Below are 25298 nucleotides of genomic sequence, written 5' to 3' on the forward strand. Positions count from 1 at the left end.
CCGCCATGTCCGATCTCACGTCTGACCTCACGTCTGACCTCACGCCTGCTCTTCGTATCGAACCCGTCGCGGGCGAGGCCATGCTCCGCGACTGGCGGCATGTGCACAACGTGATCGTGCCGCCCGCCGCGATGACCCTCGACGAGGTGCGCGAGCGCAGCGGCCGCAACCGGCTGGAGAACGCCTACCTCGGCGACGTCCTCGTCGGCTGCTCCACTGTCCGCCCGCCCGAGGGCGAGGACGCGGTCGCCACGGTCATCGCGCGCGTGCTCCCCGGGCACCGGGGCGCCGGCATCGGTACGGCGCTGTACGACAAGGGCCTGGCACACGCGCGCGTGCTCGGCGCGCGGGCGATCGAGACCGTCGTCCTGGCCGCCAACGAGGACGGTGTGCGGTTCGCCGAACGGCTCGGCTTCACCGAGACCGAGCGGTACGTACTGCCGGACGAGACCGACCTCTGGCTGACGCTGCGACTGACCGTGTCCGGCGCGTAGCCCCCGTCTTCGTCTCGGGTTCGCTCCAGGTCCACGGGGATTTTCCGCGTACAACGATTCCTTCAATCTTGCGGGAACTCGATGTGCGCTGCGTCACGTTCAAGTTGAATGAAGGCCAGTGAACGAAGGCCAGTGAGTGAACCGACGCGCCGTGCGTGCGGACGCAGCCTGCAGGGGGTCCAGGTGAGTGCTTCCCGGCGTAGTGGGACCACCGACGAGCTGGGGCCGGACGAGCCCGAGCCGGAGCGGAGCGGTCCGGGGGCTCTCGACACCCCCGAAGACCCCGATGGCACCGGTGGCCCTGGCGGCCCCGACGGCTCCGACCTGCTCGCCGCCCTGCTCGACGGCATGGACGCCGCCCTCTGCGCCTTCGACGCGGGCGGCGTCGTCACCCACTGGAACCGCGAGGCCGAACGCATCCTCGGCTGGACGGCCGCCGAGGCGGTCGGCCGGCACGGCTTCGCCGGATGGGCCGTGCGCAGCGCGGACGCCGAGGAGGTCGAACGGCGGCTGATGTCCGCCATGCACGCACGCGGACGCCAGGTCCACGAGTTCGCCCTTCTCACCAAGGACGGCGGCCGCGTCCTCGTCCGCACCCAGTCCGCCGCCGTACGCGGACCCGACGGCAGACCGGCCGGCCTGTACTGCGCCTTCAGCGAGGTGCACGCACAGATCGACCTGGAGCGGTCCATCGCCCTCAGCGAAGCGCTGTTCGAGGACGCGTCCTGGGGTGTCGTCCTCGTCGACGCCGACCTGCGGCCCGCCGTCGTCAACGCCCACGCCGCCCGGGCCCTCGGCACCGGCCGTACCGCCGCGCTCGGACGCCCCCTCGGCGAACTCCTCTCCCAGGGCGTGGAAGAACTCGAGAGCGCGCTCACCCACGTCCTGGCGGAAGGAGCGCCGCCCGCACCCGCCGAGATCTGGGTGAGCGTGCGCGCGCCGGAGGGCGACCGGCGGCGCTGCTGGCGCAGCGGATTCGTCCGCCTCGCCTCACCACTGGCCGAGGAACCCGTGCCACTCGGCGTCGCCTGGCTCTTCGTCGACGTCACCGACGCCAAGCACGGCGAGCAGGAGGCCGCCCTGCTGCGGTTCCGCGGCAACCAGCTGCACCGGGCCGCCCGCGCCGCCGCCGAGTGCGAGGACCCCGCGGAGGCCGCGACCGTCCACCTCGACTTCGCCCTCGCCGGGTTCGCCGACCACGCCCTCGTCGACCGGGTGGCCGGCGGCACCGCCCCCGAGGACGGCGAGCCCACGACTCCGCTACGGCTGGTACGGGTCGCCGCCACGCCCTCCGACGGCCCCGGCCCCAGCCTGCTCACCGGCCGGGCCGGACTGCCCGTCCGCTACGGCGAGGGACACCCCGCCCTTCAGTGCATCGAACGGACCGGCGCCGTCCGCGCCACCGTCGGCACGGTCCCGGCCGACCAGGCACGCGCCTGGGCCCAGGCCCGCCAGTGGCCCGCCGACACCGTGCACGCGCTGTGCGCCGTGCTGCGCAGCCGAGGCCGCACCCTGGGCGTCGTCACGTTCCTGCGCTGCTCCGGCCGCAGCCCCTTCGAACGCTCCGACGCGGCCTACGCCGAGGACGTGGCCGTACGCATCGCGACGGCCCTGGACCTGGCGGGGCTGCTGGAGAAGGAGTGACCATGACAGGCCGGAGCGGGCGGCCTTGGGCGCGGAAGAGGCGTCCGTACCAGGTCAGGCGGTCCGCCGCCGCGCGTACACCTCTGTCTCGATCTTCATTTGCGGGTCCGCTCCACCTCCTCATCCCCTGCCGACCCGACTCACTTCTTGCCTCTGGCTCACCGGCTCACCCCTCGCCTCCGGCTCACCCCTTGCTCACCGAGGTCAGGATCTCCGGTAGCCGGGCCGCCGTGCGGGGGGCCGCGAGGCGGAGGCCCGCGTAGGTGATCGCGGCGCCGTAGGCCGCGCCCGCCGGGAGCAGGAGCCGGCTCCAGGTGTCGCCGGTCGCACTGACGTTGGCCCAGATGGCCAGGGCGATGACGGGGGAGGACAGCAGGGCCGCCGAGACCATGCCGCCGGCGATGGCGATCCAGGCGAGGCCGGCCTGGCCGGGGGCCACGTTCTTGTGGCCCTCCTGCGGAATGGAGTACGGGAAGCGCGCCGAGGTCCACGCGCCGGTCGCCAGCATCGCGCCGAGCAGGGAGAAGGACAGGCCGAGCACCTCGGGCAGCCGTGGCCAGTCGCCGAGCAGCGCCGTGGTCACCACGGTGACCAGGGTGGCGTAGGGGAGGGTCACCACCAGCAGTGCCAGCGCCCGTCCGCGCAGCTCCAGGTAGGCGTCGCGCGGGGTGGAGATCGTCAGCGCGACCATCCAGAACGCGGAGGTGTCCTGCCCGAACTGGTTGTACATCTGGATGCCGAGCATCCCGGCGGCGAAGCAGGCGAAGTAGAGCGATCCGGTGCCCTGGAGGGCGTTGAACACCGGCACGATCAGGCCGATGGCCAGCGAGGTCACCCAGGCCGCCTTGGTCTTCGGATCGCGCCAGATGTAGCGCAGGCTGCGTTCCATGACGGTGCCGGTGCGGCCGGAGGGCAGCAGCCGGGTCAGTCCGCCGGTGCGGGACCGGTCGCGGGCGGCGGTGTCGGCGGGCTGGAGGGTGGAGGCGTCGGGGGAGGTCATCAGGCGGGTCAGGGTGCGCGCCCACGAGGTCAGGAGGGCGGCGAGGGCGGCCGCGGTCAGCCCGAGCTGGGCCACCGCGACGCCGTACGAGCCGTCGCTCACCGAGTCCACCGCGCCCACCGCCGACGCGGGCGGCACCCAGCGGACCACGTCCGCCACCGGGTCGAGCCGGCCGAGCCCCGACGAACCCAGCTGCTGCATGCCGAAGTTGACCAGTTGCGCGCCGATCGCGATGACCAGTCCGCTGAGCACCGCGAGGTCCCGGCCCTTGCGGCTGGTCAGCAGCCGGGTGTTGGCGGCGGCCACGGCCCGGGCGAGGGCCACGCACACCAGCAGGGCGAGCAGCAGGGCGACGACAGCGACGGCGTACGCCGCCGCCCCGTGCGCCACCGCGACCACACAGCCCGCCAGGAGCAGCACCGTGAACAGCGGTCCGATGCCGACCAGGGAAGCGGCCAGCAGTGCCCGGACGAGCGGCTGCGGGCGCAGCGGCAGCATCACCAGGCGGGTGGGGTCCAGGGTCTCGTCGCCGCTGGGGAAGAACAGGGGCATCACCGCCCAGCCCAGGGCCAGTACGGCCGTGCCCAGCACGGCCACGGAGGCGATGTGCGCGTGCCCGCGCAGCAGGATCATGCCGGTCAGCTGGGACACGGCGAACAGCAGCGCGACGACGGCCGACGCGATGTAGGCGGCGCGCCGGCCGCCGGACCGCCGCAGCCCGCCGCGCAGCAGCGACAGCTTCAGCCGTACGACGACGGGGGTGATCGAGCCGCCGGGGGCGCTCGGCGGGGCGGTGTTCGCGGCGGGGCTCATCGGGTGCCTCCGCCCAGCCAGTCGAGGTCGGAACCGGCTTCCCGGCCCTGCGCTCCGACGAGTTCGAGGAACGCCCGCTGGAGGCTGGGGGCCTGGCCGCGCACCTCGGCGAGGGTGCCGTGGGCGCGGATGCGGCCCGCGGCCATGACGGCCACCCAGTCGCAGAGGGACTCGACCAGTTCCATGACGTGCGAGGAGAACACGACGGTCGCGCCGGAGGCGGTGTACCGCTCCAGGACGCCCCGGATGGTCTGCGCGGACACCGGGTCGACGCCCTCGAACGGCTCGTCGAGGAAGAGGACTTCGGGGTTGTGGAGAAGCGCGCAGGCGAGCCCGATCTTCTTGCGCATGCCGGTCGAGTAGTCGACCACGAGTTTGTGCTGCGCGCCGGACAGGTCGAGCACGTCGAGCAGTTGGGTGGCCCGGCGGTTCACCTCGGCTCCGGGCAGTCCGCGCAGCCGCCCGGAGTACGACAGCAGTTCCCGCCCCGACAGCCGCTCGAAGAGCCGGAGTCCCTCGGGCAGCACCCCGATCCGTGCCTTCACCGCCACCGGGTCCCGCCACACGTCGTGCCCGACGACCTCGACGGTTCCCTGGTCGGGCCTGAGCAGCCCGGTCACCATGGACAGCGTGGTGGTCTTGCCGGCCCCGTTGGGCCCCACCAGGCCGATGAACTTCCCGGCGGGCAGCTCGAGATCGATCCCGGCGACGGCGACCTGCTGCCCGAACCGCTTCCAGAGACCTTGGACACGTACGGCACTGTTACTCACCACTGCTGCTCCCTCCGTCAGGTGAACCCTACGAGGGAGCCCGGTGCGGCTACGGCCCCCAGGGCATCACGGCACCCGGCGCGCCCAGCATCCTCCGCTTGCCCGCCGTCCTCGGCTTGCCCACCGCTCCCCGTTTGCCCACCGTCCTCCGCGTGCCCACCGCCATCACCGTCCCATCGTCCCCGCGCGCGCGGCCGGTGGCCTACCGGTCCCTGCCGCACGCGTAGGCCAGCGCCGAGATCAGCTCCTCCGCGTCCGGCAGCCACCGGTTCGCCGGCGTCGGCCGGCAGGCCCACTGCACGGCACCCCGCGAGCCGTACCGCGTGGGCGGCGCGGCCACGTACGCCCCCTCGCCCAGCGCGAGCAGGTCCAGGACCCCCGGTGCCCAGCCCAGTTTGCGCAGCAGGTCCGGCAGTTTCGCGCAGGCCCCTGGCAGCACGAAGAACTGCATCCGCCGCTCCGGGGTCAGTGTCACCGGCCCGAGGGTCAGTTCCATCCGTTCCATACGGGCCAGCGCGAGGAACCCGGCCGTCTCCGGGACACAGATCGCGTCGAAGGTCCGGCCCGTGGGGAGCAGGATCGAGGCGGTCGGCTGCTTCTGCCACATCCGGCGGGCGACGGTGGCGCTGCCGGTCGCCTGGGTCGTCCAGTCCTCGCGCGCCGGGTGCGCGCCGGGCGCGGCGCACGCCGGGTCGCCGCAGGAGCAGCGCTGCACCCCGTCCACGGCCTCCAGCCAGGTGCCGGGGAACACGTCCCAGTGGCGCTCCTCGGCGTAGCGAACGGCGGTCTCCAGCAGCGAGTCCCCGCGCTGCTTGGGGATCTGACCGGCAATCTGTGCGGCGTGCGTGCCCGGGATCGTCTCTTCCACGCCCCACTCAACTCCCGCACCCACCTGGAGTTACGGGTGGTGCGGGAGTCTCGCGGCAGGGTCCGCGCGCGGGAGGGGAGCATCGATTCCGCGCCCGGGGCGCATGGATGCATGTGTGGGGGCGCGCGGGAGGATCGTCGGCAGACGCTGGGTAATCCTCTGTGCGGGGTATCCGCCTTTACCCCGGCAATCTTCGCATGTCCCGCATTTTCGTTATGTCGGCGGGGCATTGATCTTCACGGCCGGACCCTCCGCCGGGACGCGGACGGGTCCGGCCGTGCGGAACACGTCAACGTCGGTGCACGGGCAGGGCACCGGAGCCACACGGCGAGTGAGCCGAAGGGGCGAGCCGCCACGAAGGCAGGGGGTTAACGCCATGGCCGCAAGGCCTCTCGTCGCGCGGCAGCCGAACGAACGGCTGCAGGCGCTCATCCAGGAAGCGGGCTGCTCGAACGCCGGACTGGCCCGCCGGGTCAACATGTGCGGCGCCGAGCACGGCCTCGACCTGCGCTACGACAAGACGTCCGTGGCGCGCTGGCTGCGCGGGCAGCAGCCGCGCGGGCGGGCCCCGGCGATCATCGCGGAGGCGCTGGGCCGCAAGCTCGGCCGTACGGTCACGATCGACGAGATCGGCATGGCCAACGGCAAGAACCTCGCCTCGGGCGTGGGTCTCCAGTTCTCGCCGACGGTACTGGGGGCCATCGAGCAGGTCTGCGAGCTGTGGCGCAGCGACGTGGGCCGGCGGGACTTCCTGTCCGGCTCCTCCGTCGCGGCCTCCGCGCTGGTCGAGCCGAGCCGCGACTGGCTGATCACCGCACCGGACGGGCAGGTCGCGCGCTCGGCCGGGCCCCGGGTGGGCCAGTCCGACGTGGCGGCCGTACGGGCCATGACGCAGGCCCTGGTCGACCTGGACCACACCTACGGCAGCGGGCATGTGCGCCCGGTGGTCGTGCACTACCTCAACAGTGTGGTCTCGGGGCTGCTGGCGGGGTCGTACCGGGAAGCGGTGGGCCGCGATCTGTTCGCCGCCGTGTCGCGGTTGACGGAACTCGCCGGCTACATGGCCGTGGACACCGGTCAACCCGGCCTGGCCCAGCGGTACTACATCCAGGCGCTGCGGCTCGCCCAGGCGGCCGGGGACCGCGGTTACGGCGGCTATGTGCTGGCCGCCTCCATGAGCCACCTGGCCGCACAGCTCGGAAACCCGCGTGAGATCGCGCAGTTGGCGCGGGCGGCGCAGGAGGGGGCGCGGGGTCGTGTGACACCGCGCGCGGAGGCGATGTTCCACGCGGCGGAGGCGCGCGGGCACGCGCTGATGGGCGATGCGCGGGCGGCCGAGCTGTGCGCGGGCCGGGCGGTGAGCGCGCTGGAGTCCGCCGGAACGGACTCCGGGGACGACCCGGCGTGGATCGCGCACTTCGACGAGGCCTACCTCGCCGACGAGTTGGCGCACTGCTACCGGGACCTGGGCCGGCCGGAGGCGGCGGCGCGGCAGGCGGAGACGGCGCTGGCCGGGCATCCCGCCTCGCGGGCCCGGCGCCGGGCGATCGGCTATGTGCTGCTCGCCACGGCGCAGGTGCAGCAACGGGAGGTCGAACAGGCCTGCACCACCGGCCTGAAGGCCGTGGAGCTGCTCCAGACCCTGCGGTCCGACCGGGGCGTGGAGTACCTGGGGGACTTCCAGCAGCGTCTCGACCCGTACCGGGAGGAGTCGGTGGTGAGGGAGTTCGGGGCGCGGCTGGAGGTGCGTGCGGCGGCCTGAGCGGGCCACATACAGCGCCGTACGCGCGGGTTTTGTTACTGCTGTCACAGGGAAGGAGTGCGCGCCCGGTGCTGCGTGGCACCGGGCTCAGGGGACCCGGTAGCGTGAGCCGACGATTCCGAAGGTCCCCCAATCGTAGGAGTCCCGGTGACGCAGAGTGGACAGGGCGAGGAGCCCTCGGCGCGACCCGCGCGCGAAGGCATCGTGCTGCCCTCCGACGGTGGGCAGCCCCTGCTGCCGGGCATGACGGGCGGTGCGGGCGGCCCGGTCGGTACCGGTGGGCCCGGCGGCCTGCCGCCCGCCCAGCCGGCCGGTCAGGGCGCGGCCCCGGCCGGCGGACAGGCCTGGGGTCAGCCGTGGGGACCCGACGGCGGGCAGGCGGTGGCGCCGCAGGCCGGCCAGGGCTGGCAGTCTCCGCCCGACCGGTCCGCCCAGCCTTTCCCGTCCGCCCAGCCCGCCCCTTCCTGGGGCCCGGGCTCCCCGGAGGCGTACCCGCAGAACCCGCAGAACCAGAACCCGCAGAACCCGCAGGCCCCGTGGGGCGCCCACGGTCAGGCCGCCGGCCCGCTGCCCCCCGAGGGCGCCCCGGCCCACGGCGCCCAGGCCGGCGCCCCGCTGCCTCCGGCCACGGACCCGTACGCCGCCCAGAGCGCCCAGCCGAACCCGTACACCACCGGCGCGCAGGGTTCGCACGGGGCGCACGGCGCCGCGCTGCCGCCGGCCGCGGTCTCGGAGCCCTACGGCGCCCCGGCCGGACAGCAGGCCGCGTACGGCGCGCACGGCGCATCCGCCTACGGTGCGCCCGGCGGCGACGAGGGCGCCACCCAGTACCTGCCGCCGGTCGGTGCGGCTCCCGTGAACGAGGGGGCCACGCAGTACCTGCCGTCCGTGACCGGCGCACCGGCGGACGAGGGCGCGACACAGTACATACCGCCGGTGGCGCCGGGGGCGATGCCGCCCGAGGCGCCCGGCGGCGACTCTTCGACCCGGTTCCTCGGCCGCGTACCGCAGGGCGGCGCGGGCCCGCTGCCGGGTGGCGACCCGGACGCCCAGGCCACCCAGTTCATCGCACCCGTGGACGCCCAGGCCGCCGGGGCGCCGGCAGCCCCGTACGGCGTCGGACCGGGCGCGGCCGGCGGGCGGCAGACGCCCGCCGAGTTCGACAACCTGTTCCGCAGCGACGCCGGGGGCGGCGCACCGGCCACCCAGCAGCTGCCCCGCTTCCAGTCCCACGACGTTCCGCCCGGCCGGGCGGGCGCACCCGGTCCGGGCGGGCCGTCCCCCTTCGCGGGGCAGGCCGGCGACGGTGACGGCGACCCCGGCCGCGGAGGCAGACGGACCGGCTCGCGCGTGCCGCTGATCGCGGCCGTCGGCATCGGCATCGTCGTGCTCGGCGTCGGCGCGGGCGCCATGCTCAGCGGGGGCGGCGGAAGCGACGGCGACAGCACCGACAAGAACACGAACGTCTCCGCCACGGCTCCCGCCACCGACTCCTCCGCCTCGCCGTCCACCGACCCGGCCCGTGCGCAGGCGGTCGAGCTGGACAAGCTGCTGGCGGACAGCGGCAGCAGCCGCACCTCCGTGATCAACGCGGTCGCCGACGTTCGCAAGTGCGACAACCTGGACAAGGCGGCCACCGACCTGCGCGACGCGGCCAAGCAGCGCAACGGCCTGGTGACCCGGCTGGGACAGCTCTCCGTCGACAAGCTCCCCGGCAACGCCGAACTCTCCAGCGCGCTCACCAGCGCCTGGAAGGCATCGGCGTCGGCCGACCAGCACTACGCGGCCTGGGCGGACCAGGTCAAGGGCAAGAAGGGCTGCAAGAAGGGCCACGCCCGCACCACCGCCGAGGCCCAGCAGGGCAACCGCCAGAGCGGTGTCGCGAGCGCCCAGAAGGTCAAGGCCGCGCAGCTGTGGAACACGATCGCGAAGAAGTACGGCCTCACCCAGCGGCAGCCGACCCAGCTCTGAGCGCCCGGCCCCGGCTCCGGGCCCCGGCTCCGAGCGGTGGCTCCCAGCCGGTGGCTCCCAGCCGGTGGCTCCCGGCTGGTGGCTCCGGCCTGTGGCTCCGGGCAGCGGATCACTCCACGTCCGCGTCCTGGAGCGTCTTCGTCACGTCGACGAATCCCTTCGTGGCCGACACCAGCCGCCCCTGGCGCACCACTTGGAGGGTGACGTCGGCGTTGACCAGGCGGGCGAAGCCGGCGCCGGAGAACGGCCCCGACAGCTCCCAGCGCAGCGGCGGGGTCAGCCCGCCGGTGTCGACCCGCAGCCCGTCGTCGAGGGTGCGCCGTACGGTGTCGGCGCTCACCTCGCCGGAGCCGATCTTCTCCAGGACGGCCCGGAGCACGGTGTAGGCGATCCAGGTGGTCTGCACCCCGGCGTCCGCGGGGTCGATCCGGTTGTCGCCGAAGGCCTCCTCGTTGATCACCTTCTTCATCGGGTCCCAGCGCGGATCGCCCGAGACCGGGTACCAGCCGGTGACGTACGACCCCTCGTACGGCCCCGACTGCCCGCCGCCGGCGTCGATCACGGTCTGGTCGACGCTGCCGAGCACGGCGTCGGTGCGCACCGCCGGATAGTTCTCCCGGCCGCGGCGGAAGGAGTCCATGAAGATGTTGGTGCGCTCGCCCAGGGCCGGTATCACGCAGCCCTTCCTGCCCCGGTCGGCGGTCGCCTGCCGCAGCGCCCGGTCCGCCTCGGCGGAGTACTCGGTGGCGTCCTCGGGGGCCATCTGGTCGTGGGCGGGGGCGTGCCCGCCGGCCTTCAGGCCCGCGTCGAGGAGATCGGGCAGTTCGTCGCCCGCGATGCTGTCGGGGCGGACGAGCGTGACGGGGCCGCAGTCGGCGGCCAGCTCCCGGCCGAGGCCGACCAGCAGGGTGGGCTGTCCGCCGTTGACGGGGTAGGACAGCGCGCGGGTGAACTCGGTGCTGGTCACGCCGTAGCCGCCGATGTACGGGATGCCCGCGCCTTCCAGCGGGGGGAAGAAGGAGTCGCTGAACTGGCTGTAGGAGCCGACGACGGCGACCACGTTCTCCTGGACGGCGCGCCGGGCGCACTTGCCGGCCTGCACGCTGTCGTTGCCCTCGTTGCAGGTGAGGACGTTCAGCTTGTGGCCCGCGATGCCGCCGTGGGCGTTGACCCAGCGGGCGTAGGCCCGGGCCATGGCGGGCATGCCGGGCTTGTTGGTCGCCTTGGTCCTGTCCGGGGCCCAGGTCATCACGGTGACGGTGCCGTCCCCGGAGCCCCCCGTGGCACCGGGCACGACACCGCATCCCGCGGCGAGCGACGCGCACGCCGCCAGCGCGCCCGCGGACAGAAGGGCTCTGCGCCTTCCGGCGGGGCGGTTCGGGGCGGGGAGGTTCGTGCTGCGCGTACGTCGCCTGCCGGTCATGCACACGCACGATTCCGGCACATCCCTAACCGGGGAGTGACCCATGTTCAACAACGGGTGACGCGCAGGTGAATTACAGGGGCCGGTGAGCGTGCCGGAAGGGAGAACGTACGATCGATGACCGTGCAAGGTTCGGAGAACTCTTCCCGTCGCGGCCGTCGCTCATCCACCATGGGCGGCATGCCACTCAACGACATGCCGTGGTGGCGCTGGCGCAGCAATGTGCGCTCCGCGCTGCACATGCTCTCCGACCCGGTGTTCCAGCGGGACGTCTGGCTGGCGGGAATCGAAGGCTACGGCGACGTCACCGACGCCGTCTACCGCCTGGTCGAGGACACCTGGCTGGACAACTGGTCCGCCGAGAAGTACGTCGGCACGATCTTCCGGGACTCCCAGGAGGCGGCCCTCGTCGACACCGCCGTGCTGCGGGTGCTGCGGATCATGCACCAGGTCGGTCCGGACGCGCCGGTGGCCGCCTACCTCGAAGACCACGACTGGCCGGAGGCGGTCCGGGCGGCGCGGGACGCGCACGTGCGGATGGCGGTGAGCGACGGGGAGGACCCCGACGCCCCGCCCCGCAGCCTCGAGGTGCTGCGCATCCTCACCCGCGCCGCGTAGGCGGCGGCCGCCGGGGCCGGCGTCCCGTCCTGCGGGACGACCGCCCACGGCGGGCGGGGCGTGTGGGACCCTGTGCTGCATGAGTGAGCAGTCCCGCCGAGCCGCGGCGGCCCACCCGGCCGACCAGTACGTCCTGACTCTTTCCTGCCCGGACAAGCAGGGCATCGTGCACGCCGTGTCGAGCTACCTGTTCATGACCGGCTGCAACATCGTGGACAGCCAGCAGTTCGGCGACCAGGACACGGGACTGTTCTTCATGCGGGTCCACTTCTCCGCCGAGGCCCCCGTGACCGTGGACAAGCTGCGCGCCAGCTTCGCGGCGGTCGGCGACTCCTTCGCCATGGACTGGCAGATCCACCGGGCCGACGAGAAGATGCGGGTCGTGCTGATGGTCAGCAGGTTCGGGCACTGCCTGAACGACCTGCTCTTCCGCGCCCGGATCGGCGCCCTGCCGGTGGAGATCGCGGCGGTGGTGTCCAACCACACCGACTTCGCTGAGCTGGTGGGGTCGTACGACATTCCCTTCCATCACATCCCAGTGACCCGCGACACCAAGGCCGAGGCCGAGGCGCGGCTGCTGGAGCTCGTGCGCGAGGAGAACGTCGAACTGGTCGTCCTCGCCCGCTACATGCAGGTCCTCTCGGACGACCTGTGCAAGGAGCTCAGCGGCCGGATCATCAACATCCACCACTCCTTCCTGCCGAGCTTCAAGGGCGCCAAGCCGTACCACCAGGCGCACGCCCGGGGCGTGAAGCTGATCGGCGCCACCGCCCACTACGTGACCGCGGACCTCGACGAGGGCCCGATCATCGAGCAGGAGGTCGAACGGGTCGGCCACGACGCCGACCCGGACCAGCTGGTCGCCGTCGGCCGGGACGTGGAGTGCCAGGCGCTGGCCCGCGCCGTGAAGTGGCACGCGGAGCGCCGCATCCTGCTCAACGGCCGCCGCACGGTGGTGTTCGCGTAGGGGCACCCGCCCGGCCCCCGGGGACGGGGGCACCCGCCCGGCGGCCCGAAATGGGGGCACCTACCTGGCGCCCCGAAATGGGGGCACCCGCCCGGCGGCCCGGGACGGGGCACCTACCCGGTGCCCCGGGACGGAGGCAGCCGCTCGGTGTGCCCGGGGGCGGGGTGCGTCACATCCGGCTCAGTGACGCCGCCGCGTACAGCACGTCCCTGATCGCCTCCCGGTCGCCGACCTGGCCCACCGCCGCCTCGCGCGGTGCGATGTGCCCCGCCGCGAGCCGGCAGAACTCCACGCCGTCCAGCGCGACATGGGCCACCTCGTGCTCCGCGGAGCCCACCGCTCCCGGCGAGTCGAGCGGGATCAGCCACTCGCCGCCGGCCAGCCCCTCGATCTCCAGCCGCAGGCTGCGCCCGGGCCGTCCGGCGGCCACGAGATGCCGGGTGCGGGCGGGGGAGGCGAGGCCGGCCCGGCGCCGTACGGCCAGCATGCCCGGCAGCATCCGGGCGGCGAGGTCGATCATCCCGCGCAGATGGCGTGGCGCGGGCGGCTCGTAGGGGTAGTCGACCGCCTCGGCGATGTCCTCCGCGTGGACCCAGCACTCGAAGGCCCGGTCGAGCAGCGCGTCCCGCAGCGGCAGCTCGAAGTCGCCGTACGGCACGGCCGGGGGCGCGCCGGCGGTGTCCTCGGTCCCGCCGGTGCCGGTTTTGCCGGATTCCGTCCCGCCGGTGTCGGTCCCACCCGCCGCACCGGCCCCACCGGCGACGGACACCGTCCGTACCAGCGCGTGCGTCTGCTCCCTCCACGGCACCCGTACGGAACCGGCCGGGGGAAGGTGTGCGGACCGCCAGTACGCCTCGGTGCGCGCCTCGGGGGTCGCCGCCGTACCGCCGCCGGGGCCGTCGGCGGTGTCCCCCAGTGGGTCGTCGAGGCCGAGGGCGACCGCGACCAGCCCGTCGACGCTCGTCAGATGCGCGATCACCCCGGCGACGGTGGTACGGCGGCTCGCCGTCTCCTCGCCGTCGAACCAGCGCAGCCGTACCGGCGCGTCCCACTCGGAGTCCCCGATGTCCTGGAGCAGCGCGTCCAGACGCGCGGTCTCCGCGTCGTAGGGCGCCGCCCAGTCGGGCACCGGGAAGCGCGGCGGCCGGCGTTCCAGGCAGCTCGCCAGGACGCGGGTGCGCAGACCCGGGTCGAGGTCGAGGCTCTCGGGCCGGTGCAGCAGGCCGACCGCGTCCCGCAGCCGCAGCGCCTCCTCCGCGCAGTCGCCGCACTCGCCGAGGTGTTCCTCGACGGCCGCGGTCTCCTCCGCCGAACAGGCGGCCAGCGCCCACGCCCCGAGGAGCGACTTCAGGACGTGATGCTCCAGCACGGTGCGGGCCTTCGGCTCGGCGGAGGCCGACGGCTCCGTGGACTGTGTGGTTTCCGGCGGTATGTCCGGTGAATCCGGTGTGTCCGGTGTATCCGGCGTGTTCGGCGTGTTCGGTGTGGGCAGTGGCAGCCCGTTGTCCTCGACGGAGACGCGGGGCATGGGTATGCGCGGCGACCGTCCGGAGCCACCGGGCTCTGCGCCTCCGCTCTTCCCGTTGCCTCCGCCGTCCCTCTTCTCGCGCCCGCCGCCTTCCTCGAAGTACCCGTCGCCCTCTTCGTGCGGTCCCGCTCCGCTCATGCCGCACCCCCGTGTTCGGGCGGCACACCGAGGACGGCGGCGTCGTGCGCGGTGGACAGGAGCTGGAGGCCGAGACGGAGCCGGCGGCGGGCCTCGTCCTCGGTGACGCCGAGGCGGACGGCGGTCCGGCGGTAGTCGTGGCGCTGGAAGTAGGCCAGTTCCAGGGCGGCGCGCAGCGGGGCCGGCATGGAGTGGACGATGTAGTCGGCGCGGGCGGCGGCGGAGGCGCGGCGCACCTTGCCCTCCAGCTCCTCGGGGGAGCCCCCGCCGCCGCGGGCCAGGGCGGCGGTCTCGGTGGTGCGCAGCCGCTGCACGGCGAGGCGGTGGGTGAGCGCGGCCACCCAGGAACGCAGGGGACCCTGGCGGGGGTCGTAGGCGTGGGGGTGCTGCCAGACGTGGGTGAAGACCTCGCCGGTGACGCTGTCGGCGGCCTTCTCGTCGCCGAGCACGCGATGCGCGAGTCCGTGCACGAGGGAGCCGAACCGGTCGTAGAGCTCCCCCAGGGCGGCCGCCTCTCCGCGGGCGAGCCGCTGTTGCATTCCGCGGTCCCAGCGGGGCGGTGCGTCCTTGTCCGCCATGCGTCCCCCTTCACGCCCGGCTCTGCTGCCCTTGCCGTGTTGCTGTCTGCGGTCCCGTTGTCTTGCTTCTGTCCCGGTCCGTCCCGGTCCAGCCTGTCTGTCTGGTCACATCGAATGTAGTCGGCACGCCCTACGGCGCACGCCCCTTTGTTGCATTGCGCGCCCCCGGGTGGCCACAGGTGGTAAAGGCCGTGGTGAACGCCGGTGGCCGGGGCCGGTGATGGAGGCCGCACGAGTCGGCCTTCCCCGTGCCGTCGGATCAAGTCTGATCGAACACGATTGAATATGACTGAAACAAGCCCCTTGATGAACGGCGTCGGTTTGTCGTCCGGCGTTTGGGGGAACGGCCGCTGGGCAGCCGCGCGGACAGAAGTGTAGGTACTGCTTCCGTTTCCGAGCGGTTGCGGGGAATTCCGGCGAGCGGAGGGCAGCCGTGGCCTTCAAGGTGACCGGCGACGGGCAGGGCGAGTGGAGCGTGCTCCGGGTCGCGGGCGAACTGGACCTGGTGACCTCGCCGGTGCTGCGCCAACGGATCCACGACGTGGTGGCCGAGGGCCGGCACGATCTCGTACTGGACCTCTCGGACGTCTTCTTCTGCGACTCCAGCGGCGTCGGCGTCCTCATCGCGGCCCGCCGTCTGATCCGCTCCTGCCAGGGCCGGCTGCGCCTGATCCTCCCGGCCGGCGGGGCGGTCGACGGCTCCCACGTCAACCGGGTCCTCGGCGCGCTCGGCGTGCGCCGCCTGTTCGACGTCTACCCGGACCTCGCGGCTGCGGTGGACGAGGAACCCCTGTCCGCGTGACGGTGCGCGAGAACCCGTAGGGGGCACAACCCGTGGGTTTCCCACCTGCGCACACCCTGGGCGTCGTACGCTCCCTGCCAGACGCAACCCACACGTGAGGCAGCCGGAGAAGAGATGGTCAGCAGCGAGTACGAGCGCAGGATCGCGGCCCGGTTCGCCATCTTCGACCAGGACGGCAACGGCTGGATCGACCGCGAGGACTTCAGCGCGGCGGCCAAGTCGCTGCTCGCGGAATTCGGCACCACCGCCCGCTCGGACAAGGGGCAGGCCCTGTACGCCGGTGCGGAGGCGTTCTGGCAGGGCATGGCCGGGATCGCCGACCGCGACGGCGACCAGCGCATCACGCGCGAGGAGTTCGTGACCGGCGCGGTCAAGCGGCTGCGCGACAACCCCGAGCGCTTCGCCGAGATCGCCCGCCCCTTCCTGCACGCCGCCCTGGCCGTCGCGGACACCGACGGCGACGGGGACGCCACCGTCGCCGACACCGCGCGCATGCTCAAGGTGCTCGGTGTGGCGGAGGGCATCGCGGGCGCCACCGCGGCCGCGCTCGACACCGACTCCGACGGCAGGGTGGGCGAACAGGACATCGTCCCCGCCTTCGCCCGCTACTTCACCGTCCCGGAACAGCACTGAACCCCGCCCGTCGGACCGGGCCGGACGCGGATGTCGATGATCGTGGCAATCGGGGGTAGCGGAGCGTAGTTGCCGGGTCGTTTCGTCGACCGGGCTCGTCACGTCCCGGAGTCGCCGCCCCGCTCCGGTACCTTGTGGGAGATGCGAGAGGTTCGGAGCGCCGGCCGTCCCGGTGCTGCCCCTGGGGCGGCTCCGGATCCGGCGGTGCGCGCCGCGGCTCGCGAGGTCGGGCGGCCTTCGTCGCCCATCTGTTCGACTCCCCGTGACGAGCGTCGCACAGTATGCCGCACGGGTACTCCTTCGCGCGGGAATATGCCCGAAGCGCTTGTAGCGGTGACGGTACGTCAACCATGCTGTCTGGCAAGGGAGTCACGATCCGTGACCCTTGCTCTGGCCGTTGTTCTGGCCATGCAGAAAATGGCTACGATCGTGGCCCTCGTGTGGCGCGAGGCTATGTGTCCGCCGGTTCGGATGGTGTGAGCGGTGCAGGTGCTTCAAGTGCAGCTGGAGATCCGGCCCGACCCCGCGGAAGTGGGGCGAGCCCGCAGGTGGGCCCGCTCGCGGCTCGCCGGGTCGGGGATAGCGTCCGACGAGCCGCTCGCCGAGACGCTGGTCCTGCTCGTCTCCGAGCTCGTCACCAACGCCGTTCTGCACACCGGCTCTCCGGCCGTGCTCAGACTGTCCCTGCCCGGCGCGGCGGCGGAAGCGGCCACCGTGCGCCTGGAGGTGGCGGACGCCAGCACCCGGGCTCCGGTGCCGCGCTGCGCGGGCGACGACGCCACGAACGGCCGCGGCCTGGCCCTCGTCGACGGCCTCGCGGACCGCTGGGGCTGGAGCGCCGAGGGCGCGGGCAAGCGCATCTGGTGCGAACTGGACCGCTGCGCACCGCCCCCGCCCCCCGCGGCGACCCCGACGACCCGCGGCACCCGAACGCCGGCGACGGTTGGCGGCGCGGCGGCGTCGTGCGCGGCACCGGCCTGCACCACCCCGGTGGGTGCCACCGCCTACGGGCAAGCCACCCGCACCGGCCCGGCGTTCGACGGGCTGGCGTACGAGGCGGTGTAGCGCGCCGGGCCGGCGTGTGAGGCGGTGTAGCTCGCCGGGCCGGCGTGCGAGGCGGTGTGGCTCGCCGGGCCGGCGTGCGAGGCGGTGTGGCTCGCCGGGCCGGCGTGCGAGGGGTTGGACGCCCGGTGCTCCCCATGGCCGGGTGGTGGAGTGGGTGTGCGCCGGGGGTGCTTCCGTGCGCGGCCGTCGTGATACCGGCATAACGGGTAAATCGCTGAGCGCCTGTTGACGGTTCGTGTCCGTTTGATCACGCTTGTGGCAGCGATTCGCCGTGAGGGGACGACGAGGGCCCCGCTGCCGGAAGCCCTCGACGAGTGTGAGTCGTCAGGTCGGCGTCGGCCGGTCCCTTCAGGGCCGAGGGGGGTGGGACCGGAGCGCCGGAGCCGGATGGCGGCGCGCGGTGCCGTGCTCGGGGCGGGCATGGGCGCGCCGTCACCCGGACTCGCCGTGACCGGAGCGGCGGGACTTCACGTGACTGTTGTCCACAGGCTGTGGACAACAGTCACGTGTCGGACGGGGGCCTCGGGGACGCGGCGGCCGTCGTGGTGCGGAACGTGCGCCGGTACGCCGTCGGCGTCACCCCGAGCGCCGCCTGGAGGTGCTGCCGCATCGACTGTGCCGTACCGAACCCCGCGTCCCGCGCCACCTGGTCGACCGACAGGTCGGTGGACTCCAGCAGATGGCGGGCCCGTTCGACGCGCTGCTGGGTGAGCCACTGCCCCGGGCTGACCCCGGCCTCCTCGCGGAAGCGCCGGGTGAACGTCCGTACGGACATGGCCTCCTGCTCGGCCATGTCGCGCAGCTGGATCGGCTCGTGCAACCGCCCCAGCGCCCATGCCCGCGCGGTGGTCGTGGTGGCCAGCTGCGGATCGGGAACGGGCCGGTGGATGTACTGCGCCTGCCCGCCGTCGCGGTGCGGCGGTACGACGGTGCGGCGGGCCACGTCGTTGGCGACCGCGGTGCCGTGGTCGCGGCGCACCATGTGCAGGCACAGGTCGATGCCGGCCGCGACCCCCGCCGACGTCAGCACGTCGCCGTCGTCGATGAACAGCACGTCCGCGTCGACGTCGATCCGCGGGAAGAGCCGCTGGAAGTGCTCGGCGTCGGCCCAGTGGGTGGTGGCGGGGCGGCCGTCCAGGTAACCGGCGGCGGCCAGTACGTACACCCCCGTGCAGATCGAGGCGAGCCGCGTGCCGGGCCGGATGCGGGCGAGGGCGGCGGCCAGCTCGTCGGTCAGCCGGCCCTCCTCGAACACCGGTCCCAGCTCGTACGACGCCGGGACGATCACGGTGTCGGCGGTGGCCAGGGCCTCCGGACCGTGCGCTACCTCGATCGTGAAGTCGGCGTCCGTCTGCACCGGCCCCGGCGGCCGGACCGAGCAGGTGACGACCTCGTACAGACGGCGCCCCGCGTCGTCCTTGGGCCGTCCGAAGATCCGGTGCGGGATGCCCAGCTCGAAGGGGAGCAGCCCGTCCAGGGCGAGGACGACGACGCGGTGCGGCCGGAACTCCTGCGCAGAACTCATGCCCCGATCCTAGTGGCCCGATCCTTTCGAATGCTGTCCTTCGGGCCACTCGATGCGCGCGGCCCGGCACCGCAAGCTGGTGACGTGACCCAGACAACCGACTCCGCCGCCCCGGCCACAGCCGCGCAGGGCACACCTTCCGGCAGGAAGGGCACCCACCGCGTCCACCGCGCCTGGTTCGTCGCCGCCGTCACCTTCGTGACGATCATCGGCGCCGCCGCCTTCCGCTCCCTGCCCGGACTGCTCATCGACCCGCTGAACCACGACTTCGGCTGGTCGCGCGGCACGATCGGTGCGGCGGTCTCCATCAACCTCGCGCTGTACGGGCTGACGGCCCCCTTCGCGGCCGCGCTGATGGACCGCTTCGGCATCCGGCGGGTCGTCGCGGCGGCCCTGACGGTGATCGCGCTCGGCTCGGGACTGACGGTCTGGATGACGGCCGCCTGGCAGTTGCTGCTGTGCTGGGGCCTGCTGGTCGGCCTCGGCACCGGCTCGATGGCGCTGGCCTTCGCCGCGACGGTCACCAACCGGTGGTTCACCGAGCGGCGCGGCCTGGTCACCGGCATCCTCACCGCGGCCTCCGCCTCCGGCCAGCTGATCTTCCTGCCCCTGCTGTCCTGGATCGTCGAGAAGCACGGCTGGCGCCCGGCGTCCGTCACGGTCTCCCTCGCCGCCCTCGCGGTCGTCCCCTTCGTCTGGCTGCTGCTGCGCGACCACCCGGCCGACGTGGGCGTACGGCCGTACGGCGCGGCGGAGTTCGTGCCGAAGCCCGAGCCGGTGCCCGGAGCCGCGCGCCGGGCCGTGACCGTCCTGTTCTCCGCGGTGCGCACCGGCCCCTTCTGGCTGCTGGCCGGCACGTTCGCGATCTGCGGCGCCTCCACCAACGGCCTGATCCAGACCCACTTCGTGCCCGCCGCCCACGACCACGGCATGCCCATCACGGCGGCGGCCTCGCTGCTCGCGGTCATCGGCGTGTTCGACGTGGCCGGCACGATCGCCTCCGGCTGGTTCACCGACCGCTTCGAGCCGCGCCGCCTGCTGGCGGTGTACTACGCCCTGCGCGGGATCTCCCTGCTCTTCCTGCCGATGCTGCTGGCGCCGAACGTGCACCCGCCGATGATCTTCTTCATCGTCTTCTACGGCCTGGACTGGGTCGCCACCGTCCCGCCCACGCTCGCCCTGTGCCGTGAGCAGTACGGCGAGGACAGCGCGATCGTCTTCGGCTGGGTCCTCGCCTCCCACCAGGTCGGCGCCGCCCTGGTCGCCTTCATCGGCGGTGTCGTACGGGACGTGACCGGCTCGTACGACGTCGTCTGGTACGCCGCCGGAGCGCTGTGCGCGGCGGCGGCGCTGATGGCCCTGGTCATCCGGCGCAGTCCGGGCACGCGGGAACTCGCGGTGGCGGCGGCCTAGTTCACCGGCTCGGCCGCCCGCCTACGCGCCCGTTTTGGCGCCCGCCTTCGCGCCTGCCTTCGCGCCCGCCTTGGCGATCGCCCTGGCGATCCGCTCGGCGTCGAGGGCCAGTTCGCGGAGCATGCCGCTGATGGGGTTCGTGAAGCCGGTGAAGTACAGGCCGGGGGCGTCGGCGGCGGTGCGGGGGCCGTGGACGACCGGCTTGCCGCGGGAGTCCAGTACGCCGAGGTGGCCGACCAGGTCCTCCAGGCCGCGGGAGTAACCGGTGGCGGCGACGACGGCGTCCGGCTCGATCCGGCCGCCGTCGGCGAGCACGACCTTGCCGCCCTCGAACCCCTCGACCGCGCCCACGATCTCGACCCTGCCCTCCCGGACGGCGTCGATGAGACCGACGTCCTGGACGGGGATCGCCCCCTCGCGGACCCGGGAGTACAGGCCCGTGTCGGGGCGGGGCAGGCCGTGCGCGGACAGGTCGGGCACGCTCACCTTCGCCAGCGGCCCGGCGAGGCGGTCGACGAGCCCGACCGGCAGCCGCCGGCAGAGCACGCCCGTGTACTGGGCGGCCCAGCCCGCGGTCGACCGGCGCACGATGTGCGGAACGGTGCGCACGGACAGCCGTACGCGTGCGGCCCCGCCCTCCGCCAGGTCGACGGCGATCTCCGCGCCGGTGTTGCCGGCCCCGACGACGAGCACGTCACGGCCCGCGTAGGGCTCGGGGTTGCGGTAGTCGGAGGCGTGCACGAGCCTGCGGGGCTCGCCGAGCCCGCCGGTGTACTCGATGCGACCGGGCCAGTCGGGCAGCCGCGGTGTGTGGTTGTAGCCGGTGGCGACGACCACCGCGCTGCCGGTCAGCTCCCGCCCGCCGGTCGCGTGCAGCAGCCAGCCGGCGCCGTCGGCCGCGCGTGTCAGGCGGGAGACCTCGACACCGGTCACGACCTCCAGTTCGTGGTGCTCGGCGTACTTCTCCAGGTACCGCACCACGTCGTCCCTCGAGACCCACCTGCCGAACCGGCGCGGCATCGGCAGACCGGGCAGCGCGGACAGGCGGCGGGTGGTGTGCAGGTGCAGCCGGTCGTAGTGGCGCCGCCAGGACGCCCCGACCCGGTCGGACCTCTCCAGGACGACCGCGCGTATCCCCCGCGCGCCCAGCGCGTACGCGGCGGCCAGACCGCCCGGCCCGCCGCCGACGACGTAGACGGGGTGGCCGGCGCGCCGGTGTGCGGGAACGGTGGACGTCGTGGACGTGGAGTCGGCCATGTGCGCGAGCGTAATCAGGTGCCCGGTTGATGGGTCTCGGTCAAGACCGGAATTGGTTGCGGATTGATCACGGATGAGCGGGACTGTCGCTCATGATGGCCGCCGCGGCGCCGGCGCCTGGGACACAATGATCCGATGGCCGATATACGTGAGACGTCCCTCGTCGACCCCGCTCCCGTACTGTCCGGGCACGGTCTCCGGCTGCGCGTCTGGGACCCGGAGTCCGAGGCCGACGTCGAGACCTGGCTGCGCGGGCGGACCGAGCCCGAGTTCCGGCGCTGGAACACACCGCTGATCCTGGAGGAGGGCCTGGCCGACGCGCGCGAGTCGCTCACCGCCCATGTGCGGAACGCCGCCGACGGCACGGGCATGCCCTTCTGCGTCACGGACGAGGCGACCGGCGTGACGCTCGGGCACGTCAGCATCGGCGCCATCAGCCGCCCCCTGCGGACCGGGCGGGTCGGCTACTGGGTGCTCCCGGAGGCCCGCGGACGGGGAGTCGCCACACGGGCGCTGCTGCTCGCCGTGGACTGGGCCTTCACGGAACTCGGCATCCACCGCCTTGAGTTGGGTCACGCGCTCGGGCACGAGGTGTCGTGCCGCGTCGCCGAGCGGTGCGGCTTCACGTACGAGGGGACCCTGCGCGACGCCATGTGGGAGGCGGACCGCCACGACGCCTTCCGCGACTGCCACCTGCACGCACGACTGGCCACGGATCCGCGGCCGGAGGGATAGCCGGGGCACGGGCCCGTAATTCGGAGGCGTCCCCGCGCCCCGGACGGAACCATGAAGCATGGCATCCGACGACTGGCACTTGACCGACGACGTCCACGAATTCCTCGCCCGCGCCGGAGAGTTCCTCCGCTCCCGGCCCGCGCCGCACACCCTGCACCTGACCGTGACGGAGAACCTGCGCGCACACGGCGGACACTTCTACGCGCAGAAGGACCCCGAGTTCGGTGTCCTGGGCGGAGACGGGGCACCGGGAGTGCGCGCCGCCTTCTTCCGTACGCCGCCCTTCGCGATCGCCCTCACCGCGCTGACCGAGGAGGAGGCCGACGCGCTCGCGGGGCAGCTGGCCCGGACGGGGCGGACCCTGTCCGGTGTCAACGCCGACCGCGACACCGCCGCCGCCTTCGCCGCCGCCTGGCAGCGCCACACCGGCGCCGGGGCCGTGGTCCAGAGGCGGATGCGGCTGTACCGGCTGGACGAGCTGACCGTGCCGCGACCGGTCCCGCCGGGGCGCGCGAGGGTGGCGGGAGCCGAGGACCGGAAGCTGCTCGTCCGGTGGTACGAGGAGTTCTGCACCGCCGTGGGCGAGACGGTCCTGCGGGACGCGGAGCAGTGGGCGGACGGTCGCGTCGAGCGCGGTGACGCCATGCTCTGGGAGACACCGGACGGAACGCCCGTCGCCATGGCCGCGAGGACCCCGGAGGTCGCCGGGCAGACGCGTGTGCTCGGGGTCTACACGCCGGCGCACCTGCGGGGCCGGGGGTACGCGGGAGCCGTCACGGCGGAGGTCAGCCGGGCCGCGCTGGAGGCCGGAGCGGCCGAGGTGCTGCTCTTCACCGACCTCGCCAACCCCACCAGCAACGCGCTGTACCAGCGGATCGGCTATCGGCCGGTGTCCGACTTCGCGGTGTACGAGTTCGAGTGAGGACCGCCTCAGGCTGTGGGCTATGGGCTGTGGGCTGTGTGGGCTGTGGGCTGTGGGCTGAGGGCTCAGGGCCAGAGCAGCTCGTGGGACCAGGTGCCGTCGCCCGCGCGGTGGTAGCGAAGGCGTACGTGGCGGCGGCGGGGGTCGCCCTGGAAGAACTCGGCCTCGGTGGGCCGCAGGCGGTACAGGGTCCAGGTGGGGACGTCCGCCCCGGGATCGCGCCGAGCCCGCTCCCATGCCTCCTGCGAGGCCCGGGTCAGCTCGTCCAGGGACTCCAGGACCTCGCTCTGGTGGCCGGTGAGGGCCGCGGCCAGCGCTCCCGTGGAGCGGGCGTGCAGGTCCGCCCGGGCCTGCTCGGGCGGGGCCGTCGTGACCGGGCCCCGGATCCGGACCTGGCGGCCCAGCGCCGGCCAGTAGAAGGCCAGCGCCGCGTGCGGGTGGGCGGCCAGGTGCAGGCCCTTGCGGCTGCCCGCGTGGGTGGCGAAGGACCAGCCCGACGCGTCCGCGCCGTGCAGCATCACGATCCGTACGTCCGGACGGCCCTCCTCGTCGGAGGTCGCGAGGGACATCGTGTGCGGCTCGCGCTCGCCGGCCGCCACCGCCTGAGCGAACCACCGCTCGAACAGGGGGAGGGGCTCCGGAGGCGCGGTGGCCGGATCGAAGCCGGGCAGCTCGGTGACCTCGGGGTCCCAGACGCGCAGCGACCTCAGCAGCTCATCAAGATCCGTGTTCATGAGCCGAGTATCGCGGTGTGCGGCACAGGGCGCCGTACAACGCAGCAGGCGGCGGTCCACCGGAGTGGACCGCCGCCCGCCTGACAGGACTTGGGGCCTGGACGTGTCCTCGTGGGGGTCCGGGCCGGGATGTGGCTATCTCGTCGGCTTCTTCCCCGTGACGCCCAGGTGGACCAACAGTGCCAGATTCGGCTTCAGTTCGGCCTGCTTCACACCCCAGGAGGTGAAGCCCTTCTGATGGGAGGCGACCGCCGCGAGCATCGCGACGAGCGAACCGGCGATCGCGGCCGGGTTCACGTCCTTGTCGACCTTGCCCTTGGACTGGAGTTCGGCAACCGAATCCGCAAGAGAATTGTTCACCGAGTTCAGGATCTTCATTCGGAGCTTGTAGAAGCGCTTGTCGCCCTCGGCCGCCCCGAGGTCGACCACGCGCAGGATCGCGTCGTTGCGGCGCCAGAAGTCCAGGAAGCCCTCGACGAGTTCCTGGGCCGTCTGCCAGCCGGCCTTGCCGACCCATGAACGGCCCTGGAGCACCTCGGTCAACGCGGCGCTCTCGCTGGCCATTTGGTCGGCGATCTCCAGGACGGCGCCCTCGACGTCCGGGAAGTACTGGTAGAAGGTGGCGGGCGAAGTACCCGCCTTCCGGGCGACGTCGATGACTTTGACGTCCCGGTAGGGGGATGAGCTGAGCATCTCGCTGAGGCAGTCGAGCAGCTTCTGCCGGGTCGCCTGCCCGCGGCGCCCGGCCACACGGCCGTCGACGGTACGCACTTGTCCTGTCATGTCGTCAGCTTACCGAGGGGTGATGGGAGCGCGATTCGGCCGACTGCAAATGGGGTGCGGGGGTGAAAAGGGGCTGGTGTGCCTGGTCTGCGGGGTGCGGGCGGCCCCGCTACGTTGACGACATGGCCGAAAACAGGGCATCCGCATACGCAGAGGGCGTCCCGTGCTGGGTGGACGCGCAGCTTCCCGACGTCGAGGCGGGAAAGCGGTTCTACGGTGAGCTCTTCGGGTGGACCTTCGGGGTGGGGGAGGCGTACGGCGACTCCGTACCGGCCCGGCTGGGCGGGGAGCCGGTCGCGGCGCTCACGCGTAAGACGGACGGCCGGATGCCCACGGTCTGGACGGTGTACTTCTCCACCCCGGACGCCGGGGTGCTGGGCGAGCGGATCCGGGCGGCGGGCGGCCAGGTCGTCGGCGGGCCCTGGAGGGTCGGTCCCGCGGGCACGGCCACGCTGGCCGCGGACCCGGAGGGCGCCGTCTTCGGTCTGTGGCAGCCCGGGCGGCGCCCGGGCTTCGGCAGGCGGCACCAGCCGGGCGCCTTCGACTGGGTCCAGCTGTACACCCGCGACACCGAGGCCGCCGACACCTTCTACGGCGGCCTCTTCCACGAGGCCCTGTTCGGCGGGGACGCCCGCCCCGACTTCGGCCGCGCGGCGGTCGCGGAGGTCTTCCCCGCCCAGATGCCGCCCCACTTCCTCGTCCACTTCCGGGTCGCCGGCCTCGAGGCCGCCCTGGGCGCGGTCGCGCGGCTGGGCGGCCGGACGCAGGTGTCACCATTCGAGACGTCCTACGGGACCGTGGCCGTCGTGGTCGACAATCAGGGGGCGTCCTTCGCGGTACTGGAGAGGTGAGCGG

Annotated in this window: 23 protein-coding genes; 13 read left to right on the forward strand and 10 right to left on the reverse strand. The window is 73.2% G+C overall.

The annotated features are described in order from the left end of the window. The first annotated feature begins 5 nt into the window (after nucleotides 1-5). Nucleotides 6-494, forward strand: coding sequence for a GNAT family N-acetyltransferase (locus tag ABZ484_RS00510; protein ID WP_358863667.1), 489 nt, complete (start codon nucleotides 6-8; stop codon nucleotides 492-494). A gap of 183 nt (nucleotides 495-677) precedes the next feature. Continuing rightward, a complete protein-coding gene (locus ABZ484_RS00515; protein WP_358863668.1) occupies nucleotides 678-2138 on the forward strand; it encodes a PAS domain-containing protein in 1461 nt (486 codons plus the stop codon). Between the two features lie 184 nt (nucleotides 2139-2322). Here the strand turns inward: ABZ484_RS00515 and ABZ484_RS00520 are convergent, their stop codons facing one another. The 3 genes from ABZ484_RS00520 to ABZ484_RS00530 all read right to left on the reverse strand — a co-directional run bounded on the left by ABZ484_RS00520 (nucleotide 2323) and on the right by ABZ484_RS00530 (nucleotide 5589). Continuing rightward, on the reverse strand, nucleotides 2323-3951 hold the full coding sequence (locus ABZ484_RS00520) for a transporter (protein ID WP_358863669.1): 1629 nt from the start codon (nucleotides 3949-3951) through the stop codon (nucleotides 2323-2325). Beyond that, nucleotides 3948-4742 (reverse strand): ABC transporter ATP-binding protein, encoded by a 795-nt coding sequence (locus ABZ484_RS00525; protein ID WP_358863763.1) that lies wholly within the window; start codon nucleotides 4740-4742, stop codon nucleotides 3948-3950. Before ABZ484_RS00525 ends, ABZ484_RS00520 begins: the two co-directional genes overlap by 4 nt. A 181-nt stretch (nucleotides 4743-4923) precedes the next feature. Further along, complete coding sequence (locus tag ABZ484_RS00530) at nucleotides 4924-5589, reverse strand: bifunctional DNA primase/polymerase (RefSeq protein WP_358863670.1); 666 nt, start codon at nucleotides 5587-5589, stop codon at nucleotides 4924-4926. 376 nt (nucleotides 5590-5965) lie between these two features. Here ABZ484_RS00530 and ABZ484_RS00535 point away from each other — a divergent pair, with 376 nt between their 5' ends. Then, complete coding sequence (locus ABZ484_RS00535) at nucleotides 5966-7351, forward strand: transcriptional regulator (protein ID WP_358863671.1); 1386 nt, start codon at nucleotides 5966-5968, stop codon at nucleotides 7349-7351. A 147-nt stretch (nucleotides 7352-7498) separates the two neighbouring features. Continuing rightward, nucleotides 7499-9322, forward strand: a complete 1824-nt coding sequence (locus ABZ484_RS00540) for a hypothetical protein (protein ID WP_358863672.1) — start codon at nucleotides 7499-7501, stop codon at nucleotides 9320-9322. Nucleotides 9323-9431: 109 nt separating this feature from the next. Here ABZ484_RS00540 and ABZ484_RS00545 read toward each other — a convergent pair whose 3' ends face one another. Further along, a complete protein-coding gene (locus tag ABZ484_RS00545) occupies nucleotides 9432-10745 on the reverse strand; it encodes an ABC transporter substrate-binding protein (protein WP_358863673.1) in 1314 nt (437 codons plus the stop codon). Between the two features lie 117 nt (nucleotides 10746-10862). Between ABZ484_RS00545 and ABZ484_RS00550 the strand changes: the two genes are divergently transcribed. Next, nucleotides 10863-11363, forward strand: a complete 501-nt coding sequence (locus ABZ484_RS00550) for a hypothetical protein (RefSeq protein WP_358863674.1) — start codon at nucleotides 10863-10865, stop codon at nucleotides 11361-11363. Nucleotides 11364-11442: 79 nt separating this feature from the next. Further along, on the forward strand, nucleotides 11443-12330 hold the full coding sequence (gene purU / locus ABZ484_RS00555; protein WP_358863675.1) for a formyltetrahydrofolate deformylase: 888 nt from the start codon (nucleotides 11443-11445) through the stop codon (nucleotides 12328-12330). Nucleotides 12331-12499: 169 nt separating this feature from the next. Here purU and ABZ484_RS00560 read toward each other — a convergent pair whose 3' ends face one another. Both ABZ484_RS00560 and ABZ484_RS00565 read right to left on the reverse strand, forming a co-directional pair. Further along, entirely contained in the window at nucleotides 12500-13996 is a 1497-nt protein-coding gene (locus tag ABZ484_RS00560) for a zf-HC2 domain-containing protein (protein WP_358863676.1), read from the reverse strand. Continuing rightward, on the reverse strand, nucleotides 13993-14574 hold the full coding sequence (locus ABZ484_RS00565; RefSeq protein WP_358863677.1) for a sigma factor: 582 nt from the start codon (nucleotides 14572-14574) through the stop codon (nucleotides 13993-13995). The genes ABZ484_RS00560 and ABZ484_RS00565 overlap by 4 nt, the downstream gene beginning before the upstream one ends. A gap of 433 nt (nucleotides 14575-15007) precedes the next feature. Here ABZ484_RS00565 and ABZ484_RS00570 point away from each other — a divergent pair, with 433 nt between their 5' ends. The 3 genes from ABZ484_RS00570 to ABZ484_RS00580 all read left to right on the forward strand — a co-directional run bounded on the left by ABZ484_RS00570 (nucleotide 15008) and on the right by ABZ484_RS00580 (nucleotide 17074). Further along, entirely contained in the window at nucleotides 15008-15376 is a 369-nt protein-coding gene (locus tag ABZ484_RS00570) for an STAS domain-containing protein (RefSeq protein WP_358863678.1), read from the forward strand. A gap of 114 nt (nucleotides 15377-15490) precedes the next feature. After that, nucleotides 15491-16009, forward strand: a complete 519-nt coding sequence (locus tag ABZ484_RS00575; RefSeq protein ID WP_358863679.1) for an EF-hand domain-containing protein — start codon at nucleotides 15491-15493, stop codon at nucleotides 16007-16009. 498 nt (nucleotides 16010-16507) lie between these two features. Further along, the gene (locus ABZ484_RS00580) at nucleotides 16508-17074 is read left to right on the forward strand and encodes an ATP-binding protein (protein WP_358863764.1); all 567 of its coding nucleotides are present in this window, start codon (nucleotides 16508-16510) and stop codon (nucleotides 17072-17074) included. 502 nt (nucleotides 17075-17576) lie between these two features. Here ABZ484_RS00580 and ABZ484_RS00585 read toward each other — a convergent pair. Beyond that, nucleotides 17577-18599, reverse strand: a complete 1023-nt coding sequence (locus ABZ484_RS00585; protein WP_358863680.1) for a helix-turn-helix domain-containing protein — start codon at nucleotides 18597-18599, stop codon at nucleotides 17577-17579. An 84-nt stretch (nucleotides 18600-18683) separates the two neighbouring features. Between ABZ484_RS00585 and ABZ484_RS00590 the strand changes: the two genes are divergently transcribed. Beyond that, on the forward strand, nucleotides 18684-20012 hold the full coding sequence (locus ABZ484_RS00590; RefSeq protein WP_358863681.1) for an MFS transporter: 1329 nt from the start codon (nucleotides 18684-18686) through the stop codon (nucleotides 20010-20012). 21 nt (nucleotides 20013-20033) lie between these two features. On the opposite strand, the gene ABZ484_RS00595 is transcribed toward ABZ484_RS00590, so the two are convergent. Beyond that, nucleotides 20034-21269 carry an NAD(P)/FAD-dependent oxidoreductase gene (locus tag ABZ484_RS00595; RefSeq protein ID WP_358863682.1) on the reverse strand — a complete coding sequence of 412 codons (1236 nt, stop codon included), beginning with the start codon at nucleotides 21267-21269 and terminating at the stop codon, nucleotides 20034-20036. 135 nt (nucleotides 21270-21404) lie between these two features. On the opposite strand from ABZ484_RS00595, the gene ABZ484_RS00600 reads away from it, so the two are divergent. Both ABZ484_RS00600 and ABZ484_RS00605 read left to right on the forward strand, forming a co-directional pair. Further along, nucleotides 21405-22004, forward strand: coding sequence for a GNAT family N-acetyltransferase (locus tag ABZ484_RS00600; RefSeq protein ID WP_358863683.1), 600 nt, complete (start codon nucleotides 21405-21407; stop codon nucleotides 22002-22004). 58 nt (nucleotides 22005-22062) lie between these two features. After that, complete coding sequence (locus ABZ484_RS00605) at nucleotides 22063-22926, forward strand: GNAT family N-acetyltransferase (protein ID WP_358863684.1); 864 nt, start codon at nucleotides 22063-22065, stop codon at nucleotides 22924-22926. A gap of 65 nt (nucleotides 22927-22991) precedes the next feature. On the opposite strand, the gene ABZ484_RS00610 is transcribed toward ABZ484_RS00605, so the two are convergent. Both ABZ484_RS00610 and ABZ484_RS00615 read right to left on the reverse strand, forming a co-directional pair. Then, entirely contained in the window at nucleotides 22992-23660 is a 669-nt protein-coding gene (locus ABZ484_RS00610; protein WP_358863685.1) for a pyridoxal 5'-phosphate synthase, read from the reverse strand. A 135-nt stretch (nucleotides 23661-23795) separates the two neighbouring features. Then, nucleotides 23796-24431, reverse strand: a complete 636-nt coding sequence (locus tag ABZ484_RS00615; protein ID WP_358863765.1) for a TetR family transcriptional regulator — start codon at nucleotides 24429-24431, stop codon at nucleotides 23796-23798. A 134-nt stretch (nucleotides 24432-24565) separates the two neighbouring features. Between ABZ484_RS00615 and ABZ484_RS00620 the strand changes: the two genes are divergently transcribed. Next, nucleotides 24566-25294 carry a VOC family protein gene (locus tag ABZ484_RS00620; RefSeq protein WP_358863686.1) on the forward strand — a complete coding sequence of 243 codons (729 nt, stop codon included), beginning with the start codon at nucleotides 24566-24568 and terminating at the stop codon, nucleotides 25292-25294. Nucleotides 25295-25298: the final 4 nt, after the last annotated feature.

Origin of the sequence: Streptomyces sp. NPDC006393, from assembly GCF_040628575.1 — a bacterium.
Lineage (GTDB): Bacteria > Actinomycetota > Actinomycetes > Streptomycetales > Streptomycetaceae > Streptomyces.

Coding starts and splice junctions, on each gene's coding strand:
- ABZ484_RS00510 (WP_358863667.1), top strand. CDS start 6: ATGTCCGATCTCACGTCTGACCTCACGTCTGACCTCACGCCTGCTCTT.
- ABZ484_RS00520 (WP_358863669.1), bottom strand. CDS start 3,951: ATGAGCCCCGCCGCGAACACCGCCCCGCCGAGCGCCCCCGGCGGCTCG.
- ABZ484_RS00535 (WP_358863671.1), top strand. CDS start 5,966: ATGGCCGCAAGGCCTCTCGTCGCGCGGCAGCCGAACGAACGGCTGCAG.
- ABZ484_RS00545 (WP_358863673.1), bottom strand. CDS start 10,745: ATGACCGGCAGGCGACGTACGCGCAGCACGAACCTCCCCGCCCCGAAC.
- ABZ484_RS00550 (WP_358863674.1), top strand. CDS start 10,863: ATGACCGTGCAAGGTTCGGAGAACTCTTCCCGTCGCGGCCGTCGCTCA.
- purU (WP_358863675.1), top strand. CDS start 11,443: ATGAGTGAGCAGTCCCGCCGAGCCGCGGCGGCCCACCCGGCCGACCAG.
- ABZ484_RS00560 (WP_358863676.1), bottom strand. CDS start 13,996: ATGAGCGGAGCGGGACCGCACGAAGAGGGCGACGGGTACTTCGAGGAA.
- ABZ484_RS00565 (WP_358863677.1), bottom strand. CDS start 14,574: ATGGCGGACAAGGACGCACCGCCCCGCTGGGACCGCGGAATGCAACAG.
- ABZ484_RS00575 (WP_358863679.1), top strand. CDS start 15,491: ATGGTCAGCAGCGAGTACGAGCGCAGGATCGCGGCCCGGTTCGCCATC.
- ABZ484_RS00585 (WP_358863680.1), bottom strand. CDS start 18,599: ATGAGTTCTGCGCAGGAGTTCCGGCCGCACCGCGTCGTCGTCCTCGCC.
- ABZ484_RS00595 (WP_358863682.1), bottom strand. CDS start 21,269: ATGGCCGACTCCACGTCCACGACGTCCACCGTTCCCGCACACCGGCGC.
- ABZ484_RS00600 (WP_358863683.1), top strand. CDS start 21,405: ATGGCCGATATACGTGAGACGTCCCTCGTCGACCCCGCTCCCGTACTG.
- ABZ484_RS00605 (WP_358863684.1), top strand. CDS start 22,063: ATGGCATCCGACGACTGGCACTTGACCGACGACGTCCACGAATTCCTC.
- ABZ484_RS00610 (WP_358863685.1), bottom strand. CDS start 23,660: ATGAACACGGATCTTGATGAGCTGCTGAGGTCGCTGCGCGTCTGGGAC.
- ABZ484_RS00620 (WP_358863686.1), top strand. CDS start 24,566: ATGGCCGAAAACAGGGCATCCGCATACGCAGAGGGCGTCCCGTGCTGG.